The organism is Mycobacterium sp. NGS49 (genome assembly GCF_059812565.1).
This window is the reverse complement of the sequence record NZ_JCALCX010000004.1, coordinates 186,096-203,285: the sequence shown is the minus strand read 5'-3', so window position 1 is coordinate 203,285 and position 17,190 is coordinate 186,096. Positions and strand designations below refer to the sequence as shown.

16 protein-coding genes are annotated in these 17,190 nt (G+C 65.6%); 7 read left to right on the top strand and 9 right to left on the bottom strand.

All coding sequences use genetic code 11. The annotated features are described in order from the left end of the window. Window positions 1–7: 7 nt before the first annotated feature. The 6 genes from AC5Y7D_RS05755 to AC5Y7D_RS05730 are packed head-to-tail and all read right to left on the bottom strand — an operon-like array spanning window position 8 to window position 7,370. Complete coding sequence (locus AC5Y7D_RS05755) at window positions 8–1,198, bottom strand: CaiB/BaiF CoA transferase family protein (protein ID WP_499922342.1); 1,191 nt, start codon at window positions 1,196–1,198, stop codon at window positions 8–10. Then, window positions 1,191–2,126, bottom strand: a complete 936-nt coding sequence (locus AC5Y7D_RS05750; protein WP_499922341.1) for an SDR family NAD(P)-dependent oxidoreductase — start codon at window positions 2,124–2,126, stop codon at window positions 1,191–1,193. The genes AC5Y7D_RS05755 and AC5Y7D_RS05750 overlap by 8 nt, the downstream gene beginning before the upstream one ends. Next, the gene (locus tag AC5Y7D_RS05745; RefSeq protein ID WP_499922340.1) at window positions 2,126–3,967 is read right to left on the bottom strand and encodes a flavin-containing monooxygenase; all 1,842 of its coding nucleotides are present in this window, start codon (window positions 3,965–3,967) and stop codon (window positions 2,126–2,128) included. Before AC5Y7D_RS05745 ends, AC5Y7D_RS05750 begins: the two co-directional genes overlap by 1 nt. Beyond that, window positions 3,964–5,136: an LLM class flavin-dependent oxidoreductase gene (locus AC5Y7D_RS05740; RefSeq protein ID WP_499922339.1), complete on the bottom strand. Its 1,173-nt coding sequence runs from the start codon at window positions 5,134–5,136 to the stop codon at window positions 3,964–3,966. The genes AC5Y7D_RS05745 and AC5Y7D_RS05740 overlap by 4 nt, the downstream gene beginning before the upstream one ends. Next, complete coding sequence (locus AC5Y7D_RS05735; protein WP_499922338.1) at window positions 5,133–6,494, bottom strand: aromatic ring-hydroxylating oxygenase subunit alpha; 1,362 nt, start codon at window positions 6,492–6,494, stop codon at window positions 5,133–5,135. Before AC5Y7D_RS05735 ends, AC5Y7D_RS05740 begins: the two co-directional genes overlap by 4 nt. A gap of 12 nt (window positions 6,495–6,506) precedes the next feature. After that, window positions 6,507–7,370, bottom strand: a complete 864-nt coding sequence (locus tag AC5Y7D_RS05730; protein WP_499922337.1) for an SDR family NAD(P)-dependent oxidoreductase — start codon at window positions 7,368–7,370, stop codon at window positions 6,507–6,509. A gap of 119 nt (window positions 7,371–7,489) precedes the next feature. Between AC5Y7D_RS05730 and AC5Y7D_RS05725 the strand changes: the two genes are divergently transcribed. The 4 genes from AC5Y7D_RS05725 to AC5Y7D_RS05710 are packed head-to-tail and all read left to right on the top strand — an operon-like array spanning window position 7,490 to window position 12,197. Then, window positions 7,490–9,094, top strand: coding sequence for an SMP-30/gluconolactonase/LRE family protein (locus tag AC5Y7D_RS05725; RefSeq protein WP_499922452.1), 1,605 nt, complete (start codon window positions 7,490–7,492; stop codon window positions 9,092–9,094). 8 nt (window positions 9,095–9,102) lie between these two features. Further along, window positions 9,103–9,843 (top strand): GntR family transcriptional regulator, encoded by a 741-nt coding sequence (locus AC5Y7D_RS05720; protein ID WP_499922451.1) that lies wholly within the window; start codon window positions 9,103–9,105, stop codon window positions 9,841–9,843. Beyond that, window positions 9,836–11,422 carry an AMP-binding protein gene (locus tag AC5Y7D_RS05715; protein ID WP_499922336.1) on the top strand — a complete coding sequence of 529 codons (1,587 nt, stop codon included), beginning with the start codon at window positions 9,836–9,838 and terminating at the stop codon, window positions 11,420–11,422. Before AC5Y7D_RS05720 ends, AC5Y7D_RS05715 begins: the two co-directional genes overlap by 8 nt. A 1-nt stretch (window position 11,423) precedes the next feature. Then, on the top strand, window positions 11,424–12,197 hold the full coding sequence (locus tag AC5Y7D_RS05710; protein WP_499922335.1) for an SDR family NAD(P)-dependent oxidoreductase: 774 nt from the start codon (window positions 11,424–11,426) through the stop codon (window positions 12,195–12,197). 2 nt (window positions 12,198–12,199) lie between these two features. On the opposite strand, the gene AC5Y7D_RS05705 is transcribed toward AC5Y7D_RS05710, so the two are convergent. The 3 genes from AC5Y7D_RS05705 to AC5Y7D_RS05695 form a co-directional block, all read right to left on the bottom strand. Then, a complete protein-coding gene (locus AC5Y7D_RS05705) occupies window positions 12,200–12,661 on the bottom strand; it encodes an SRPBCC family protein (RefSeq protein ID WP_499922334.1) in 462 nt (153 codons plus the stop codon). Between the two features lie 34 nt (window positions 12,662–12,695). Then, window positions 12,696–13,556, bottom strand: a complete 861-nt coding sequence (locus tag AC5Y7D_RS05700) for a rhomboid family intramembrane serine protease (protein WP_499922333.1) — start codon at window positions 13,554–13,556, stop codon at window positions 12,696–12,698. Window positions 13,557–13,674: 118 nt separating this feature from the next. After that, the gene (locus AC5Y7D_RS05695; RefSeq protein WP_499922332.1) at window positions 13,675–14,262 is read right to left on the bottom strand and encodes a hypothetical protein; all 588 of its coding nucleotides are present in this window, start codon (window positions 14,260–14,262) and stop codon (window positions 13,675–13,677) included. 184 nt (window positions 14,263–14,446) lie between these two features. Here AC5Y7D_RS05695 and AC5Y7D_RS05690 point away from each other — a divergent pair, with 184 nt between their 5' ends. From AC5Y7D_RS05690 to AC5Y7D_RS05680, 3 genes are read left to right on the top strand one after another with little or no spacing between them, the layout of a single operon-like run. Beyond that, on the top strand, window positions 14,447–16,141 hold the full coding sequence (locus tag AC5Y7D_RS05690) for a multicopper oxidase family protein (protein ID WP_499922331.1): 1,695 nt from the start codon (window positions 14,447–14,449) through the stop codon (window positions 16,139–16,141). Continuing rightward, window positions 16,141–16,854, top strand: coding sequence for a hypothetical protein (locus tag AC5Y7D_RS05685; RefSeq protein ID WP_499922330.1), 714 nt, complete (start codon window positions 16,141–16,143; stop codon window positions 16,852–16,854). Before AC5Y7D_RS05690 ends, AC5Y7D_RS05685 begins: the two co-directional genes overlap by 1 nt. A 41-nt stretch (window positions 16,855–16,895) precedes the next feature. Then, the gene (locus AC5Y7D_RS05680; protein WP_499922329.1) at window positions 16,896–17,120 is read left to right on the top strand and encodes a hypothetical protein; all 225 of its coding nucleotides are present in this window, start codon (window positions 16,896–16,898) and stop codon (window positions 17,118–17,120) included. Window positions 17,121–17,190 lie beyond the last annotated feature (70 nt).

Below are 17,190 nucleotides of genomic sequence, written 5' to 3'. Positions count from 1 at the left end.
GTCGGTTCTACCGGTGGGTGGCCGGGTGTCCGTCGGCTGAGGTGTCGGCGCAGCTCAGACCCAGTTCGTCCAGCACCTCGGCGGTGTGCGCACCCAGCTCCGGAGCCGGGCCAGCAACACCCCCGGGAGTCCGGGAGAACCACGTCGGTACGCCCGGGAAGCGCACCGGTCCATGCGCACTGTCCACGGTCTCGAAAAATCCGACGGCTTCCAGTTGCGGGTCGTCGAACAGCGCGGCCGGACTGGACAACGCCGACGCCGGGATCTCCAGCACGCGCAGCAGGTCCAGCCACTCCTGGGTGGTGCGCTGGGCAAACGTCTCGGCCAGCAGCGCATATACGGTGTCGATCTGGCGCGCGCGGCCCGCCAGCGTGGCGTACCGGTCGCTGGTCCAGTCCGGTCGCACGGCGTCGACGAAGGCGGCCCAGTGCTTGTCGTTGTAGATCAGAGCCGATATGTAGCCGTCTCTGGTGCGGTACGGCCGCCGATTCGGCGCCACCGCGCGCGGATACACGGCCGGGCCCAGCGGCGGATCGAAGATGGCGCCGTTAGCGTGTTCGACCAGCATGAACGAGGCCATGGCCTCGAACATGCCGACCTCCACTTCCTGCCCTTCGCCCGTGCGTTCCCGGTGGAAGAGCGCCATCATCGTCGCGTAGAGGGCCGTCAGGCCGGCGACCTTGTCGGCCACGATCGTCCCGACATAGTTGGCCTCACCGGTGAGTTGCTGCTGCACGGACGGCAACCCGCAGGCGGCCTGAATCGTGTCGTCATAGGCGGGCAGGTCCCGGTTGGGTCCACGCCGGCCGTAGCCGTAGCAGTTGGTGTAGACGATCGTCGGGTTGATGGCGGCGACCTCGCTATAGCCGAGACCGAGCCGTCCGATCGCGGCGGCGCGCATCGAGTGGATGAAGACGTCGCCGCGTTCGATCAGGGATCGCAGGGCGGTTCGGCCGGCATCGGACTTCAGATCCAGGATCACGCCGCGCTTGCCGCGGTTGACGTTGACGAACACGCCGCTCATCCCGGGCGCCGGACCGACCGAGACATAACGGGTGTCGTCGCCTTGCGGGGGCTCGACTTTGATGACGTCGGCGCCCATGTCGGCCATGATCTGGGTGCAGTAAGGGCCCATCACCATTGCGGTCAAGTCGACGACGCGCACGCCCGCCAGTGGACCGGAGCTCCAATCAGACATGGTGCGCATTCTCCCTGATCGCCCAGGCCGCCGACTCGAAGCTGTACCGGATGTGGTCGGCATGGCCGTCCGGAACCACCGGAAAGACCAGAGGTGCGCTCAGATCCCGGACGGCGTAGAGCTGTTCGGCGACATCCTCGACGGTCCACGCCAACCGCTGCACGCCGGGACTCTCGGCGATCACCGCCCGGGCCACCCGGCCCGCGATGGCGATCAACATCTCACCGTTGACCGGGCAGGACTCGTGCGCCAGAAAGCCGACCACGGGGGCCACCAGTTCGGGTCCCATCGGTGGATATGACGAAACATCCAGCTCTTCAGCCATTCTCGTCACCGCCGACGGCACGATGACGTTGCACAACACCCCCTCGGCTGCACCTTCGAGTGCGACGGCATTGGACAGACCTATCAAGCCGGCTTTGGCCGCAGCGTAGTTGGCGACGCCCTTGTTGCCGTACATACCGCCGATCGAGGAGGTCAGGACTATACGGCCGTAACCGGCTTCGCACATCAGCGGAAAGGCCGGGCGGACCACGTGGAATGCACCGCGCAGATGCACGTCGAGGACGGCGTCGAAATCCTGGTAGCTCAGCTGTTTCAGTGATCCGCGGCGCACGATGCCGGCGTTGTGGATGAGGATGTCGATTCGCCCGTAACGCTCCAGCGCGGTCTGGATGATCGCTCGGCCGCCCGCGGGCGTGGTCACCGACTCGTCGCAGGCGACCGCCGCACCACCGGCCGCCTCGATCTCTGCCACGACCTTCTGGCCCGGAATCGCGTTGCGCCCCTCGCCGGTCAGTGCGCCGCCCGTATCGTTCACCACGACCTTGGCGCCCCGGCCCGCCAGCATCAGGGCGTACGCACGTCCGAGGCCCCTTCCTGCACCGGTGATCACGGCAACGCGATCGTCGTATCTGAGTTCGGTCATCACGAGCTCAGGTCGAGGCCGTCGAGGTCACCCCTGGCGCGCCACTCGGCCAGCAGGTCACCGAAGGCGTAGAAGCCCGGCCCGTAAGGTTCGCCGAGGTGCGACCGGATGCCCTCGGTCCCACCCCCTTCGTTGTTGTAATAGCCTGGCGTGCAATCTAAGTCGAATTGGCTGTTGTCGATCGCCGTTTCCCGGATGGTCCGGCACCATGCATCCTGCGCCTCTTGGGTCGGTTCCACCGTCGCCGCGCCGCGCGCCAACGCTTCGGCGATGATGTAGGCGATGTGCTCGCCTTGCAACTCGTAGTTCGCGGCGATATTCGCCGAAATCCCGACCTGGGTGAACCCGGTGAAGAACTGATTGGGGAAACCGCGGCTGGTCATCCCGTGCAACGTCTGATACCCGTCGCGCCAGTGCTCGAAGAGCGACAGGCCATCACGCCCTTCGATCGCCTCCATGGAATAGCGGCGGCGCAGTTCCGTGGTGATCTCGAATCCGCTGGCATAGATGATGCAGTCGACTTCATACTCGATGCCGTTGGCCACCAAACCCTTTGCGGTGGCCCGCTGCACTCCCTTGGTACCGGAGACATCGACCAGCGTCACGTTCGGAAGGTTGAACGTCGGAAGATAGTCGTCGTTGGTGCACGGCCGCTTGCACAGGAAGCGGTAGTAGGGCTTGAGCGCCTCGGCGGTCGCGGGGTCCTCGACGAGGTCCTCGATCCGGCGCCGCAGCCCTTCCATGAGCTTGTAGTCTTCCTCCTCGCGGATGGCCATGAACTGCTCGGGGGTCATCGACGCCGGATCCGGCAGCGCGAGAACCCGGGCGGCCGTGTTGCGGCCCAGTTCCGTCCAGAAGTCGCAGACCAGATCCGGCTGGCCCGGCGCCATGCCTTCGAAGGTCCAGGCGTGGAAGTTGCGCTGCCGTTCCTTCTGCCAACCCGGCCGCAGCGATCGCGCCCATTCCGGATCGGTCGGCGTGTTGTTGCGCGCGCCGACCGACGATGGTGTGCGCTGAAATACGTACAGGTGCTTGGCATAACGGCCCAGAAATGGCACGATCTGCACGGCGGTCGCCCCGGTGCCCACGACCGCGACCCGTTTGTCGCTCAGCCCGTCCAGCCCACCGTTGGCGTCGCCACCGGTGTACCCGTAGTCCCAGCGCGACGAGTGGAAGCTGTGCCCCCGGAAGTCCTTGATGCCCGGGATGCCGGGCAGCTTCGGCCGGTGAAAAGGCCCCGACGCGATGACCACGAACCGCGCCCGGATGTCGTCGTCACGATTGGTGCCGACCCGCCAGCGCTTGATCTGCTCATCCCAGTGCAGTGCCCGCACCTGGGTGGAGAACAGAGCGGAATCGTATAGGCCGTAATGCTTCCCGATGCGCCGGCAGTGCTCGTAGATCTCGGTGCCGTCGGCGAACTTCTTGCTCGGAATGAAATCGAGTTCTTCCAGCAGCGGTATGTAGCAATAGGATTCGTTGTCACACTGCAAGCCGGGGTAGCGGTTCCAGTACCACACGCCACCGAAGTCGCCACCCAGCTCGATGATGCGGACGTCCTGCACGCCGGCCTTCTTCAGGTGCGCGGCACACAACAAACCACCGAAGCCCCCGCCGAGGACCGCCACGTCCATGTCGGCCGAGATCGGATCACGAACCAGATCGGGCGAGTAGGGATCGATCTCATAGAACCCGGCGAACTCGTCGACCAATTCGATGTACTGCCGGGAGCCTTCCGGGCGCAACCGCTTTTCGCGCTCCCGCCGGTACCTCTCGCGCAGTGCGGGTAGGTCGATGTCGTCCGGCGTCGCGGTCGGGGCGCACTCGGAGATACCCGTCATGCCAACGCGTTCTCGGGTAGCGCCGCGGGATGCAGGGGTGCCGCCATGTCGTGTACGGCGGGCAGCACTTCCTGGGCGAACAGCCTGGTCGAGTCCATCGCCTCGTCGTAGGGCATGGTGCCGAACTGGGGAACGATCGTCAGCTCGGCGAATGAGCAGGCTTCCTGGGCTGCGACGATCCGTTGGTAGATCTGTTCCGGCGTGCCGATCAACAGATTGGAGGCGTGGTAGCCGGGGGTCTTGGGGGCGCCCTTGGCGTCCGCCGTCACCGAAGACGCCAGCACGGCGGTGGCGGTGGCCTCCCGTGCCGCATACGCTTCATACCCCTTGACGCCCTTGAAGTTCGACGCGTCGGCGAATCCGTAGTGCACGGTCACGTCCCGGTTGGCCGTCCAGATCCACTCTTCGGACCTGCCCGGGTCGTCGGCCGTGCAATACATGAACATCACGTTCTTCGGCTGACACGGCGGCAGCCCCTCCTCCTTGCGGAAGATGTTCACCTGCTGCACCTCCCGACCGGCGTCCTCGATGGGCTTGTTGCCCACGAACAGTGGCACCATGCCGCGGCGGGACAGAATCTCCAGCGACTCAGCGGTCGAGGATGAGCTGTAGATGCGCGAGAACAGGTCGCTGCTGCGCGGTTCGGGCCGCAGCGACATCTCCGGGACGGTGAAGATCTCTCCTGCATAGGAGAACCGCTCCCCGGACAGCGCCAGTTTCAGGATGTCCAGCGTCTCGTTGAACCGCTGGCGGCTCTCCTCACGAGGTACGCCGACCGCGTCGAACTCTCCCTTGGACACCCCACGCCCGATTCCGATCGTGTTGTAGCGGCCGTTGGAGATGATGTCGAGATATGCGATCTGGTGCGCCAATCGGACCGGATGCCACCACGGGGCGACGACCACGAAGGTACCCAGGCCGATGTGCTCGGTGCGCCCGGCGAAGTAGCTCAGCGCCTGGATCGGGTTGGGCGTCATGCCATACGGTGTTCCGCAATGCTCCGGCATCCAGATCCCGTCGAACCCGAGCGGCTCCGCCAGATCGGCGATCGCCAGGGTGCTCTGCACGCACTCCCAGTCCGGGGTGGCCGGTGGCCGGCTGAAGTCTTCGGCGAGCACACGCTCCCAGTCGTACGAGTTGTGCGCTCCGAAGCCGAGATTGACCTTCATCGTTGGATCTCCGTCTCTGTTGGGAGTTGCTGCGGCGCCCCGGTCCCCATGTACTGGGCGAGATTGCGGTGCAGGTTCGCGGTGCTGCGTTCCATGTACGGATTGGGCTTGGGGCCGTGGAAGCCCAATGACTTCATCCCTTGCTGTACCGCTGCCATGTTGGAGAAGTCCTGCGGCAGCACGCTGCGCCAGTTCGGGTCGTCCGGCGGCGCATACACCCACTCGGTCTGCGGCTCTTCGCCTTTCGGGTACAGCTCGTAACAGGAGGCCTCGAAGATGCACTGGTCGGGGTCGTAACCGTGCGGGCGGGCGCTGTAGCACAGCGCGGTGGTGAGGCCCTGGCCGATCTGGAAGTTCGGGAAGATCTGCCAGGCGGTCCCGCTGCTGGCCAGGTGTTCGGGGTCGATGGTCGGCCAGGTGACGCCGCGCGCTTCGTCGTCGCGTCGCGCCGACGACATCCAGTGACTGAGCACCTGATCGGCCGGTGCGCCTTCCGGCAGTTCGTCGACGAGCCGCAGCGCCGCGTCCACCAGGGTCCTGGTGGTGGTCGCGTTGGTCTCCTCGAGCGTGTACAACTGCATCTCGGCGGTAGATACCCGAGGATCCGCGCCCGTCCCGAGCCGGATCTTGGACTTGGTCTCGGCCAGATCCTCGGGAGCGTCATAGCCGATGTTGCTGTGCTTTCCGTGCGCCGCCGCCCAGCCCCGGAAGTTGCCGAACCTGTTGAACTGCGGATGGGTGGTGGCGACGTGGTAGGTCTCGTTGAAGGCCTCCATCGCGACCTTCCAATTGCACTGGAAATGCAGCCACTTTCGCCACTTGCAGCGCATCGCCTGCAGGTTGAACGGATCAAGCATGGTCGCAGCCGGCTCGAGGTAGTCGCGCAGCGGCTCGGCGGCGCGGTCCATGTTGATCCAGATCCAGCCGCCCCAGGTGTCGACCTGGACCGGGGCCAGCCGGGTGTTGGCCGGCGTCAGGGCGCCCTGCCAGTCCGCCTGTTCAGGAATGTGGATGCAGCTGCCGTGGTGGTCGTAGGTCCAACCGTGGAAACCGCAGACGAACGACTTCCCGTGCCCACAGGCGTTCCTGGCTCCCGCGGGAGTGTCCACCAGTCGGCGACCGCGATGCGAGCACACGTTGTGGTGGGCATGGAGAGTGTCGGGACCGGTGCGCACCACCAGGATCGAGTCGTCCAGGATGTCGTACGTCAGGTAACTGCCGACCCTGGGCAGCTCCTCGACACGGCCCACCTGCTGCCATACCCTGCGCCACAGTCTGTCACGTTCGGTGCGGGCATAGTCCTGCGAGATGTAGGCCTCGACGCCGATCGTGACAGGTTCGGTCAACCCGTCGTCCATGTGCACTCCCTCTTAGTCCCACCTCTTGATCGCCGCGCGGAACGACTCGTCTTTGAGGAACAGCGAGGTGTTGTCGGCATCCAGGTGTCCCCACTTGAGATTCAGGCCGCCGTCGACCAGCAGCGTCTGCCCGGTGATGTAGGTCGACAGATCTGACAGCAGGAACAGCACGGCTCCGGCGACCTCGTCGGGGCGGCCGCGTCTTCCCATGGCGATCGCCCGGCGATCGCGGTCCGGATCGTCGTCGGTGTAGGTCTGCGATGCCGGTGTCGCGGTGACCCCGGGGGCCACCGCATTGACCCGGATGGCTTGCGCCCCGTCCGGACAGGCCAGTTCGGCCGCCATGGTCCGAGTCGCGGCCACGATCGCGGCTTTGGCTGTGCCGTAGGCGATGTGGAACGGCGCGGTGTTCATCCCGCTGATCGACGATATGGACACGATAGAGCCCGGCAGCGTGCGGCGTTTGAGTTCGGCGGCCACGGCCTGACTCATGAAGAACATCGTCTCCAGATTCTGCGCGAACAACTCGCGCCAGTCGTCGCGGTTCACCCGGGTAGACGGCATCCATGTCGACGGGTCGGCGCCACCCGCGACATTGACCAGACCGTAGAACTGACCGTCGGCGGCGGTGGCGGCCCGCATGGCGGTGGCCACACCGGCGTCGGTGGACACGTCGGCCGCCACCGGAACCACCGCCAGCCCCCGGGCGATCAGCGGCCCGATGTGCCGGTCGAGGTTGTCGCAGCCACGACTGACCGCGATCACGGTCGCCCCGGCATCGGCAACGACGCGGGTAACCGTGGTGCCGATCCCCCCACCGGCGGCGCCGGCCACCACGACAACCCGCCCCGTCAGATCGAGCTGCGCCTGCTTCACCGATTTGTCCGGACAAGATAATGACGTGCATCCATTGGAGAATATAATTCTCTTGCGGTGCCCTCCCCGTCAAGACCGGCAGAGCCCCGGCACGTCACTATTGTCTGGACCAAGGCCGCATTGCTATCGTCCGAGCGGTGAAGGCTGCTCGCTACAGCGCAGCACGGCCACCGAGGGTTGCCGAAGGCTGGGCCCTGACCCGGCTCACCGAGCCCAGCCGGTTGTTCGGCGCCAATGGCCTGCGCACCGGCCCGGACGGACGCATCTACATCGCCCAGGTGACCGGCAGCCAGATCAGCGCACTCGAGCTGCAGACCGGCCAACTCGACACCGTCAGCGCCAAAGGCGGGGACATCATTGCGCCCGACGACGTCGCATTCGATCAGCAGGGCAACCTGTATGCGACCGAGGTGATGGACGGACGGGTGAGCGTGCGCGACGCGGCGGGCCGCACCCGGGTGCTGCGCGACGACCTCCCGTCGGCCAATGGCATCACCGTGTTTCAGGACAGGGTGTTCGTCGGCGAATGTCGTGCGGGGGGACGCCTGGTGGAACTCGACCGCGGCGGCGGACCACCCCGGGTGCTGCTGGAGAACGTCCCGTCGCCGAACGCGATGGAGGTCGGCCCGGACGGTTACCTGTACTTTCCGGTGATGGGCGCCAACGAGATCTGGCGTATAGCCCTCGATGGCGGCGAGCCACAACGGGTGGCGGGCGACCTCGGTGTCCCGGACGCGGTCAAGTTCGACAGCGACGGCTACCTGGTGTCGACGCAGGTGCACAGCGGCCAGGTGTTGCGCATCAACCCCCGCAGCGGGGAACAACGGGTGCTGGCAGACCTCAATCCCGGCCTGGACAATCTGACTTTCGTGGGCGACCGGTTGTTCGTGTCGAACTTCACCGGCGAGATCACCGAAGTGCTCGGCGACGGCGGGACCCGGACGGTGCTGGCCGGCGGGTTGAATTGGCCATTGGACCTCGCGGTGGGCGCCGACGGTAACCTCTATATCGCCGACGGAACCTACTGCTACGTCCTGCATCCGGACGGCACCATGCACACCGCCGGCATGCTGTTCAGTCCGGGTTATCCAGGCTTTCTGCGCGGCCTGGCCCCGGCCGGACCGGGCGGGTTCGTCGTCACCACCGCCAACGGGGAGGTCACCCGGTATCGGCCGGCAGACCACGAAAGCGACCCGTTGGCAACGGGTTTCGATCAGCTATACGGCGTGGCGGTGGCCCCCGGTGGCACCATCGTGGTGGCCGAACTGGGTGCCGGCCGGGTGCTGAGCATCACCTCGGGTGAGGTGGAGGTGTTGGCGGCCGGTCTGCACGAGCCCGTCGGCGTGGCTATGGCTCCCGACGGAACCTGCCTGGTTTCCGAGGCCGGCGCCGGGCGGGTGCTGCGGCTGGGCGGGAGGCCCCTGATCGAGGGTCTGCAGCGGCCGCAGGGGCTGCTGGTGCTCGACCGCCGTGTTTATGTAGTCGATGCCGGCGCAAAGGAACTGGTTGCGATCGACCTGGACGGCGGCACCCGCAGCACCGTCGCGGCCGACCTGCCCATCGGTGCGCCGCCGGGCGTCACGCCCAAGCCGCTGCGCGGAATGCCGCCGTTCTCCGGACCGCAGGGTCCGTTCGCCGGCATCGCCGCCGGACGCGACGGGACGCTGTACCTCTCCGCCGACGCCGAGGGCAGCGTGTTGGCGCTGCGGCGGGAAAACCGATGAGCGACAAAATGTCCGAGGCCAAGGTGGCCGACCACCGCTACCTTCAGGTGGCTCGCACGCTGCGCAAGGAGATCGTGGACGGGGTCTATCCGGTGGGATCTCAGCTGCCGACCGAACACGAGCTGTGCGAGCGGTTCGCCGTCAGCCGCTACACCGTCAGGGAGGCACTGCGCCGGCTGCGCGACGACAACCTGGTGTCCTCACGGCCGCGAACCGGAACACTGGTGGTACCGCGACCTTCGGCGGATTCCTATGTGCAGCATGTCATGTCGATCAACGACCTGCTCGCCTTCGCCGCCGGCACCCGATTCGCCATCGAGTCCGTTGCGATGGTCATGGTCGACGACGAGTTGTCCGTGCGGACGGGTCTGACGGTCGGCGAGCAATGGCTCTCGGTGCGCGGGGCGCGCCAGGCCGTCGACTCCAACTCGGACCTGTGCCGAACCGAGTACTACATCAACCGTGCGTTCGCCGCGGTCGGCCGGTTGCTGCACCGTCACGACGGCCCCATCTTTCCGCTGATCGAAGACCTGTTCGGACTCAGCATCGTCGAGGTGCAACAGGAGATCGTCGCGGTGCTGCTGTCCCCCGAAGTGGCCGCGGGACTCGACGTCGAACCCGGCACCCCCGCGTTACAGGTGCGACGCACCTATCGCGCTTCCGACGACCGGGTGGCCCAGGTGACGATCAACACGCACCCCGCGTCCCGCTTTCGGCATTCGATGACGATGCGACGAGTACGTGGGTAGGAAACTGGTCGGCGGGCGCTGGATTCGCCGGGACGACGACCTGGCCGCCGACGCGTACGCGCGAGGATTGTGGACCGAGGGCACGTTGGCGGATGCCCTGCGTGGCGCCGCCCGGCACACGCCCGAGCGGGTAGCGCTTGTGGACGGCGATATCCGGTTGACATGTGCGGAACTCGACCGGCAGGCGACGGCACTGGCGCACGCGTTGTATTCGCGGATGCCACCGGGCAGCGTGGTGTCGTTCATGCTGCCCAACTGGCCTGAGGCCGCGGTGATTTACCTGGCCACCACGCTGGCCGGGATGGTGGCCAACCCGATCCTGCCCTCCCTGCGCGACCGAGAACTTCGGTTCATTCTCGAAGACGCCGACAGCAGGATGATCTTCATTCCATCGGTGTTCGGGCGTCACGACTTTGCGGCGATGCTGCACAGGGTGACAGCGCAGCTGGAGTCGCCGCCGGATGTCGTTGTGGTGCGCGGTGATTGCCAGCCGGGACAGATCGCCTTCGAGTCACTCAACACCCGGTTCGGTGCACCGTTGCCCAGTCTGAACCCCGATGCGGTGCGCATGATCCTCTACACCTCTGGCACCACCGGTCACCCGAAAGGTGTTCTGCACAGCCACAATTCCATCCACGCGTTGCTGCGCCAGATCGGCGGTCACTGGCTGGTGGAACCGGGCGATGTGTTCCTGGTGGCCTCACCCGTCGCGCATATCGGCGGGTCCATCTACGCCTTCGAAGCCCCGTTGCTGCTTGGCGCCACCGCCGTACTGATCGAACGCTGGGAGGCCGACGAGGCGGTGCGGCTCATGCTGGCCGAACGTTGCACGCACATGGCCGGTGCGACACCGTTCCTGGATCAGCTGCTGACAGCCTCGCGGCGCGCAGCCACCCGGTTGCCCGACCTGAAGGTGTTCATCTGCGGCGGTGCGTCGGTGTCACCATCGCTGATGCGCAGGGCCGCAGCATATTTCGAGACGACCGTGGTGACCCGGGTATACGGGTCGACAGAAGTCCCGGTGACCACGGTAGGTTCGACCGCAGACCTCGACCACGCCGCCGACACCGACGGCAGGCCCGGTGTGGCTGACGTGAAGCTGGTCTGCGGTGAGATCCGGGTTCGGGGACCGCAGATGCTGGTCGGCTACCTGCACCCGGAAGACGAGGACGGATCCTTCGATGCCGACGGATACTTCCGCACCGGCGATCTGGGGCGCTGGGTGGACGGCGAGTACCTCGTGGTCACGGGACGTGCCAAGGACATCATCATCCGCAACGGCGAGAACATCTCACCCAAGGAAGTCGAAGACATCCTGGCCGACCATCCCGGCATTGCCGAGGTGGCCGTTGTCGGGTTGCCGGACGAGCGCACCGGCGAGCGGGCCTGCGCAGTGGTGGTTCCGACCGCGGCGCCGGGCCCGGATGTGGCGAGCCTGCTCGCGTTCCTGGGGGAGTCGGGCGTGGCGCGGTTCAAAGTCCCCGAGCAGGTGGAGATCTGGGACAACCTTCCCAAGAACGACGCCGGCAAGGTGCTCAAGCACCGGATCAAGGCGGCGTTGATGCAGGCGGAGCACTGACATGCAGGTTGCGATCGTGACGGGAGCCACCGGTGGCATTGGATCCGGTTGCGCGGCAAAGCTTGCCGAGGCCGGCATGGCCGTGCTGGCGACGGGACGGGACGAACGCAAACTGGCCGAGGTGGTCGCTGCTATCGGCGGTACCGACCGAGTGGTCACCGTGGCCGTCGATCTCGTCGGCGACGACGCGCCCCGGCGGATCGTCGACGCCGCACTCGCCCGGTGGGGGCGCGTCGATTTCCTGGTCAACGCCGCCGGCATCGGCAGCCCCAAGCCACTACACGAGACCGACGACGAATCCTTGGACCACTTCCTCAACTTGATGCTGCGCGCACCCTTCCGGTTGGTGCGCGAGGTGCTGCCGCACCTGCAGCCGGGCTCGGGGATCGTCAACATCACATCGACCTTCGCGGTCGTGGGCGGCATGCGCGGTGGCGCCTACTCGGCGGCCAAGGGCGGGCTGACGGCCATGACCACACATATCGCCTGCCAGTACGGGCCGGCGGGCATCCGTTGCAATGCGGTGGCTCCCGGCGTCATCCAGACCGCCATGACCGCGCACCGCCTGGCTGATGAGCGGTTTCGGCGCATCAACGTCGAGATGACGCCGCATCAACGGCTGGGCACGGTCGATGACGTCGCGAACACGGTGGCGTTCCTGTGTTCGCCCGGCGGCGCCTTCATCAACGGACAGACGATCGTGGTGGACGGCGGGTGGAGCGCCACCAGGTATCTTTCCGAGCGGGCGCTGAGTTCGGAGTGGAAAACGCCGTGACGTCACCGGGATTCGAAATGATGCCTGATGCCGTAAAGCATTCTGGTGTGCGCTTTCACAGCCTCGCGAACGGTGAACGCGGCCAGGGGCCGCGGCGCGGCGAAGTGTATCCGCTCGGTGATCCGGGTGCCGGTTTCGCTGGGCTCGAAGCACACCGTCGCGCGCAGTCGCACGGCCGGTGACTGCTGCGCCTCGGTTTGCACAGCACCGTTCACCGGCACATACAGGCGTGCCCGGTAGGTGACCTTCATCGTGGCCGGCCCCAACGGAATCCGGTCCACCACCCGATAGCTCACCCGGTAACCGTCCGCAGTGTCGGTGCGGGACAACAACTCCACCGACACCATCAGCGGGTGCACCAGCCGGATGTTGTCCAGGTTCACATAGTAGTCGCGGACCTGAGCCGGCGGCGCCGGTATCTCCTCGGTCACCGTGCGCTCAGTGTGCGCGATCCACCAGCTCATGGCCGTCAACGTACTCTGCGGCGGTGTCGACCGGTCAGCCGAACTGTGCGACGAGTTCGGCGGTGCGCCACCAGGTCAACGCCCCGAACAAGAGCAACATCGCGACCGTCGCCGAGGCCTGGACCAGGTCCCGTCGCTGCCGCGGCGCATAGACGTAGGCCGCTGCGGCCACCGCACCGGCGACCAGCCCACCCACGTGTCCCTGCCAGCTGATCTGCTGTGCGCTGATCAACGGCACCACGAACGTGAACACCAGGTTGATCACGATCACGGCCACCACCCAGCGGACATCAAGGGTGAGCCGCTTGGCGACCACGAAGGTAGCGGCGAACAAGCCGAACACCGCCCCCGACGCACCCGCGGTGGCCGTGTTCAGCGGCGACAACAGGTAGACCAGCACCGAACCGCCCAGCCCACTCAGCGCGTAGAGCGCGCTGAACCGCAGACGTCCCAGCCACGTTTCGAGCGGCTGGCCCACCACGTAGAGCGCCCACATGTTCAACAGCAGATGGGTGGGGCCGTAGTGCAGGAACGCCGAGGTCACCAACCGGTAGAACTGCCCGTCCGCGACGGCCGGGGGCCACAGGGCGAACTGCCGCTGCACATCCGGGATCGCCATCTCCGCAACGAATGCCAGCACATTGATCGCGATCAGCGCGATGGTGATGACCGGCCTTCCGGACCTCTCCCGGCCACCGAAAGGAGTCTGCTGAGGCCTGATCGTGCGGGCGCCGGCCTGCACGCATTCCACACATTGGTGCCCGACGGCGGCGCTGCGCATGCAGTCACCACAGATCGGCCGCTCGCACCGGGTGCAGTGCACGTACGTCTGGCGTCCGGGATGCCGGTAACAAGTCGGCGCGTCGGCCGGCAGCTGCGTCTCGTGTCCTTCCATTGGTTACCCACCTTAGCCACCTACAACTGAAATCGGCGGACAACCCTGCAGATGGTGCTGACGAGCGGGCCGCTCCATCAAATGCGTTGTGCTGCAGAAGATCAGCCAATAGTGCGCGCTAGTTGCCCGGTTCGGTCGAGCGACGTGGGTAGCTCGGACTGCGATCGGGATCGGAGTCTCGCGTCGCGTCGACGCGAGCCTGGTCACGCGCGTTGGACGGATAGGAGGCATCGACACACCACCATGCGTCGCACAGCTTGGCCCACCATTGCGGCACAGGCAGCGGGGAAGCGCCGCAGCCCAGCATGCCGTAGGAATTGGGGTCGCCGTCGCCATTACCCGACGTCGATGCCACGAACTGATCGATAAGGGTTGCGACCTGGCCGTCTATGTCGATCTCGCAGTGGACATTCCCGGAGAACGGCGGCGGGATGCTCACTTGCATGCCCGCTCTCGCCGAATCGGCCAGCATCGTGTTCGTGGTGAATTCGCGCCCCGTCGCGCTTAACGGGGCAGTCGCCGTGTACATGTCGTTGACCATGTAAATCACCCGGGCGCTGGAAATGGGTGCATCAACCTTGACTACATATGTCACGTTGTGCGGACGGTGCGGGTCGGCCGACGCCGCGGCAGGAGACAGCAGTGGGTTGCCGGCGGCACATGCCACACCGACGATCGCAAACCATTCCCGCGACCGCGAAAACATGACGGCAAACTCTACGCTCCACCTGCGTTGATGACTAGTCCGTTGTTGACGCGAGCGCCACTAGAGAAGAACTGCGCCACTACCCGGTACTAATCGCTTGATTGCTGAATAATTTCAGGCTTTTTCCCATCGGCACGGTGGGTTACGCTCTGCGCGACGTTCTCCGACAAACCGAGGATCGACAATGGATTCTGCCTTTCTCCAGCGTCGCCTACGGGAAAGTGCGGTGGACCGCAGGACATTCTTGGCATTGGCGGCCGCCATGGCCGGCGCGGGCCTGATACGAAGTGCCGCTCCGGCGCGGGCCGGCGCGGAGGAACTCCGCGATCTGACCGAGGTCTCCAGCCAAGACGGCGTACTGGACTACACGCTGGAGGTGGTGACCAATCCTGTCGACCTCGGTGGTCGTCAGGTAACGCTGGAGACCTACAACGGCCAGTTTCCGGGACCAATCCTGCGGATACGGCAGGGGGACAACCTCCGGCTGCTGCTCAAGAACCGCATCGTTCCGGTGGGTATTCCGACGAACAACGTGTTCATGGTGCCGTACTGCGCCTCCAAGTCCAACGACCCGCGCTTCGATACCCGGCGAGCCTGTGTCCACGATTTCTGGAACCGTTGGGAGAGAAGGCAAACCATCCTGCAGGAGTTGATCGACACCAATCTGCACACCCACGGGTTGCAGGTGTCGCCGGACGACCCCGGGGACAATGTCGGACTTCAGCTGGGCCCGCTGCAGGACCACCAGTACAGCTACAACATCGCCACCAACCAACCGACTGGGCTGCACTGGTATCACCCCCATTTCCACACGGCCACAGCGCATCAGCTGTGGAACGGACTGTGCGGCCCCATCATCGTCGAGGGCGACATCGATCGGGTACCCGAGATTGCCGAAATGCGCGAGCGAACCATCGTGGTCAACGAGATGTGGATCGCTGACGACAGCGCTGAGGTCCCTTTTGCCGTAGTGGTTCCCATGGCGGGTCACGCGCCGTTCGAGTCGATTCCCGCGGTGCCGTCGTCGATGTACTTCCCGCTCAACGGCCAGATACTGCCGGATATCAGCATCAAACCGGGCGAGACGCAGCGCTGGCGGTTTCTCAACGCGTGCCCGCACCGGTCGATCTGGTTGCACGTGGAAGGACACACCTTGCACCAGATCGGCACCGACGGGGTGCCTTACGCCGCCCCCAGACCCCGGCAGAACATCATGCTGGCCGCGGGCAACCGCGCCGAATTCATCGTCAAAGGCGGTGAGCCCGGCCGGTACCGGGTCTACGCGGCGGCGTACGACCAGGGCCATCCCGGAGGACCCCGCCCGGGCATGCCGCTGGGCACGTTAGTGGTGCGTGGCAACACCGTCGCCGGTCGACTGCCCACCACATTGGTGGAACCGCCGCGGATGCCGAACCTGCCAGTGGCCCGGCGCCGCACCATGGTGTTCTCCGGTGATATCACGGGCCGGACGGGCATGGGTGTGCAGTTCCTCATCGACGGTCAGGAGTTCGATCACCACCGGGTCGATGCCGAGGTGGAGGCCGGCACGATCGAGGAGTGGACCCTCATCAACGAGGACGTCTTTCAACACCCAATCCATATACATGTCAACCCATTTCAGGTTGTGGACATCCACGGCATCCCGGCCGGCGACACGAGTTGGCAAACGGAACCAGACGTCTGGTGGGACACCTTCCGGCTACCGCCGTTCGGCCGCTACACCCTGCGCATGTATTTCCGCCCGGACGTGACGGGCACGACCGTCTACCACTGTCACATATTGCCGCATGAGGACAGGGGAATGATGGGTCTGCTCAAGATCGATCCGCCCGGGCAGCACGAACAGCACGACGAGCACGAACACCACACGATGGGGTGATGATGCGCCGTCCACTGTTCATCGCCTTCACGCTGGCGGCGCTGTCCGCCATCGGTATCGCCACCGCCGATCCCTCTGGGCAACCGATGCAGAACCAGGGCCGCTACAGCTTCAACCAGCAACACCGGGACAACCTCAGTTGGTGGAACCGGACGTGGGTTCCCCAGCTGATCCCCAAGGGCGCGCTCCTGGAGGTGCAACTGCCCAGCGACCCGATCCAGTGGGTTCCTTACGGCGAACCGGAGTGTCAACCGAGCCCCGGCTGGGACTGGGCCGAATTGAGCGGTTCCTGGTACCCGGACGGCCCGTCCAGGCATCAGCGGGTGGCCGTGGAACTCGAAGGACAACGAACCGTCCCCAACCAGAACCGTTATCGGGAGTCAGCAAACCCGTACGAACTGCCGGGGGTCTACATCCCGTTCGAGAAGCGGGTGATCGGCAGCTCGACCATCACCATCTTCGACTACCGCCTACTGCCCGGGCCGCCCGACGACTATTGGGCGGGAAGGGGTCTGGCGACGATCTGCCTGCGTCCCGACCCCATACCCGAGGACGTGAGAGTGCTGGGCTTTCCGCCCGACACGCCGCCCACCTACGTACTGACACTGGTCGTCGGCGTGCGCCAGGCGTCGTTCGGGGGCGGCCTGCCACCCACCCCGCTTCCGCTGCCGCCGGAGGTGCACCTCGAGCCGGACGGCCCGCCAGGTTCCTGAGACTATTTCTTCGCCTGCCGAGTTGACCTACTGTGTCAAAGGTGGAGTCACACGGAACCCCCGAATTGGTGCCCGTCGAGAGTTTGCATTCAGGTGACCCGATCACCGATGGCGGTCAGCGGTACATCGTTCTGGAATCCAAGGCTGTCGGCGACGGTTGCGTGGTCCTTGAGCTGGAGTCCAGGGTGGACCACCACCTACGGGTCATCGAAAAGTCATTCCCGGCCGGTTACCACGTCGGCCGGGCAAACCACCGATATTTGTAGGGCATTCTTCTCATAGCCCTCATTCGACGCGTGGCCGCTCACTGGCCACCGCGCGATTCGGTTATTGCAT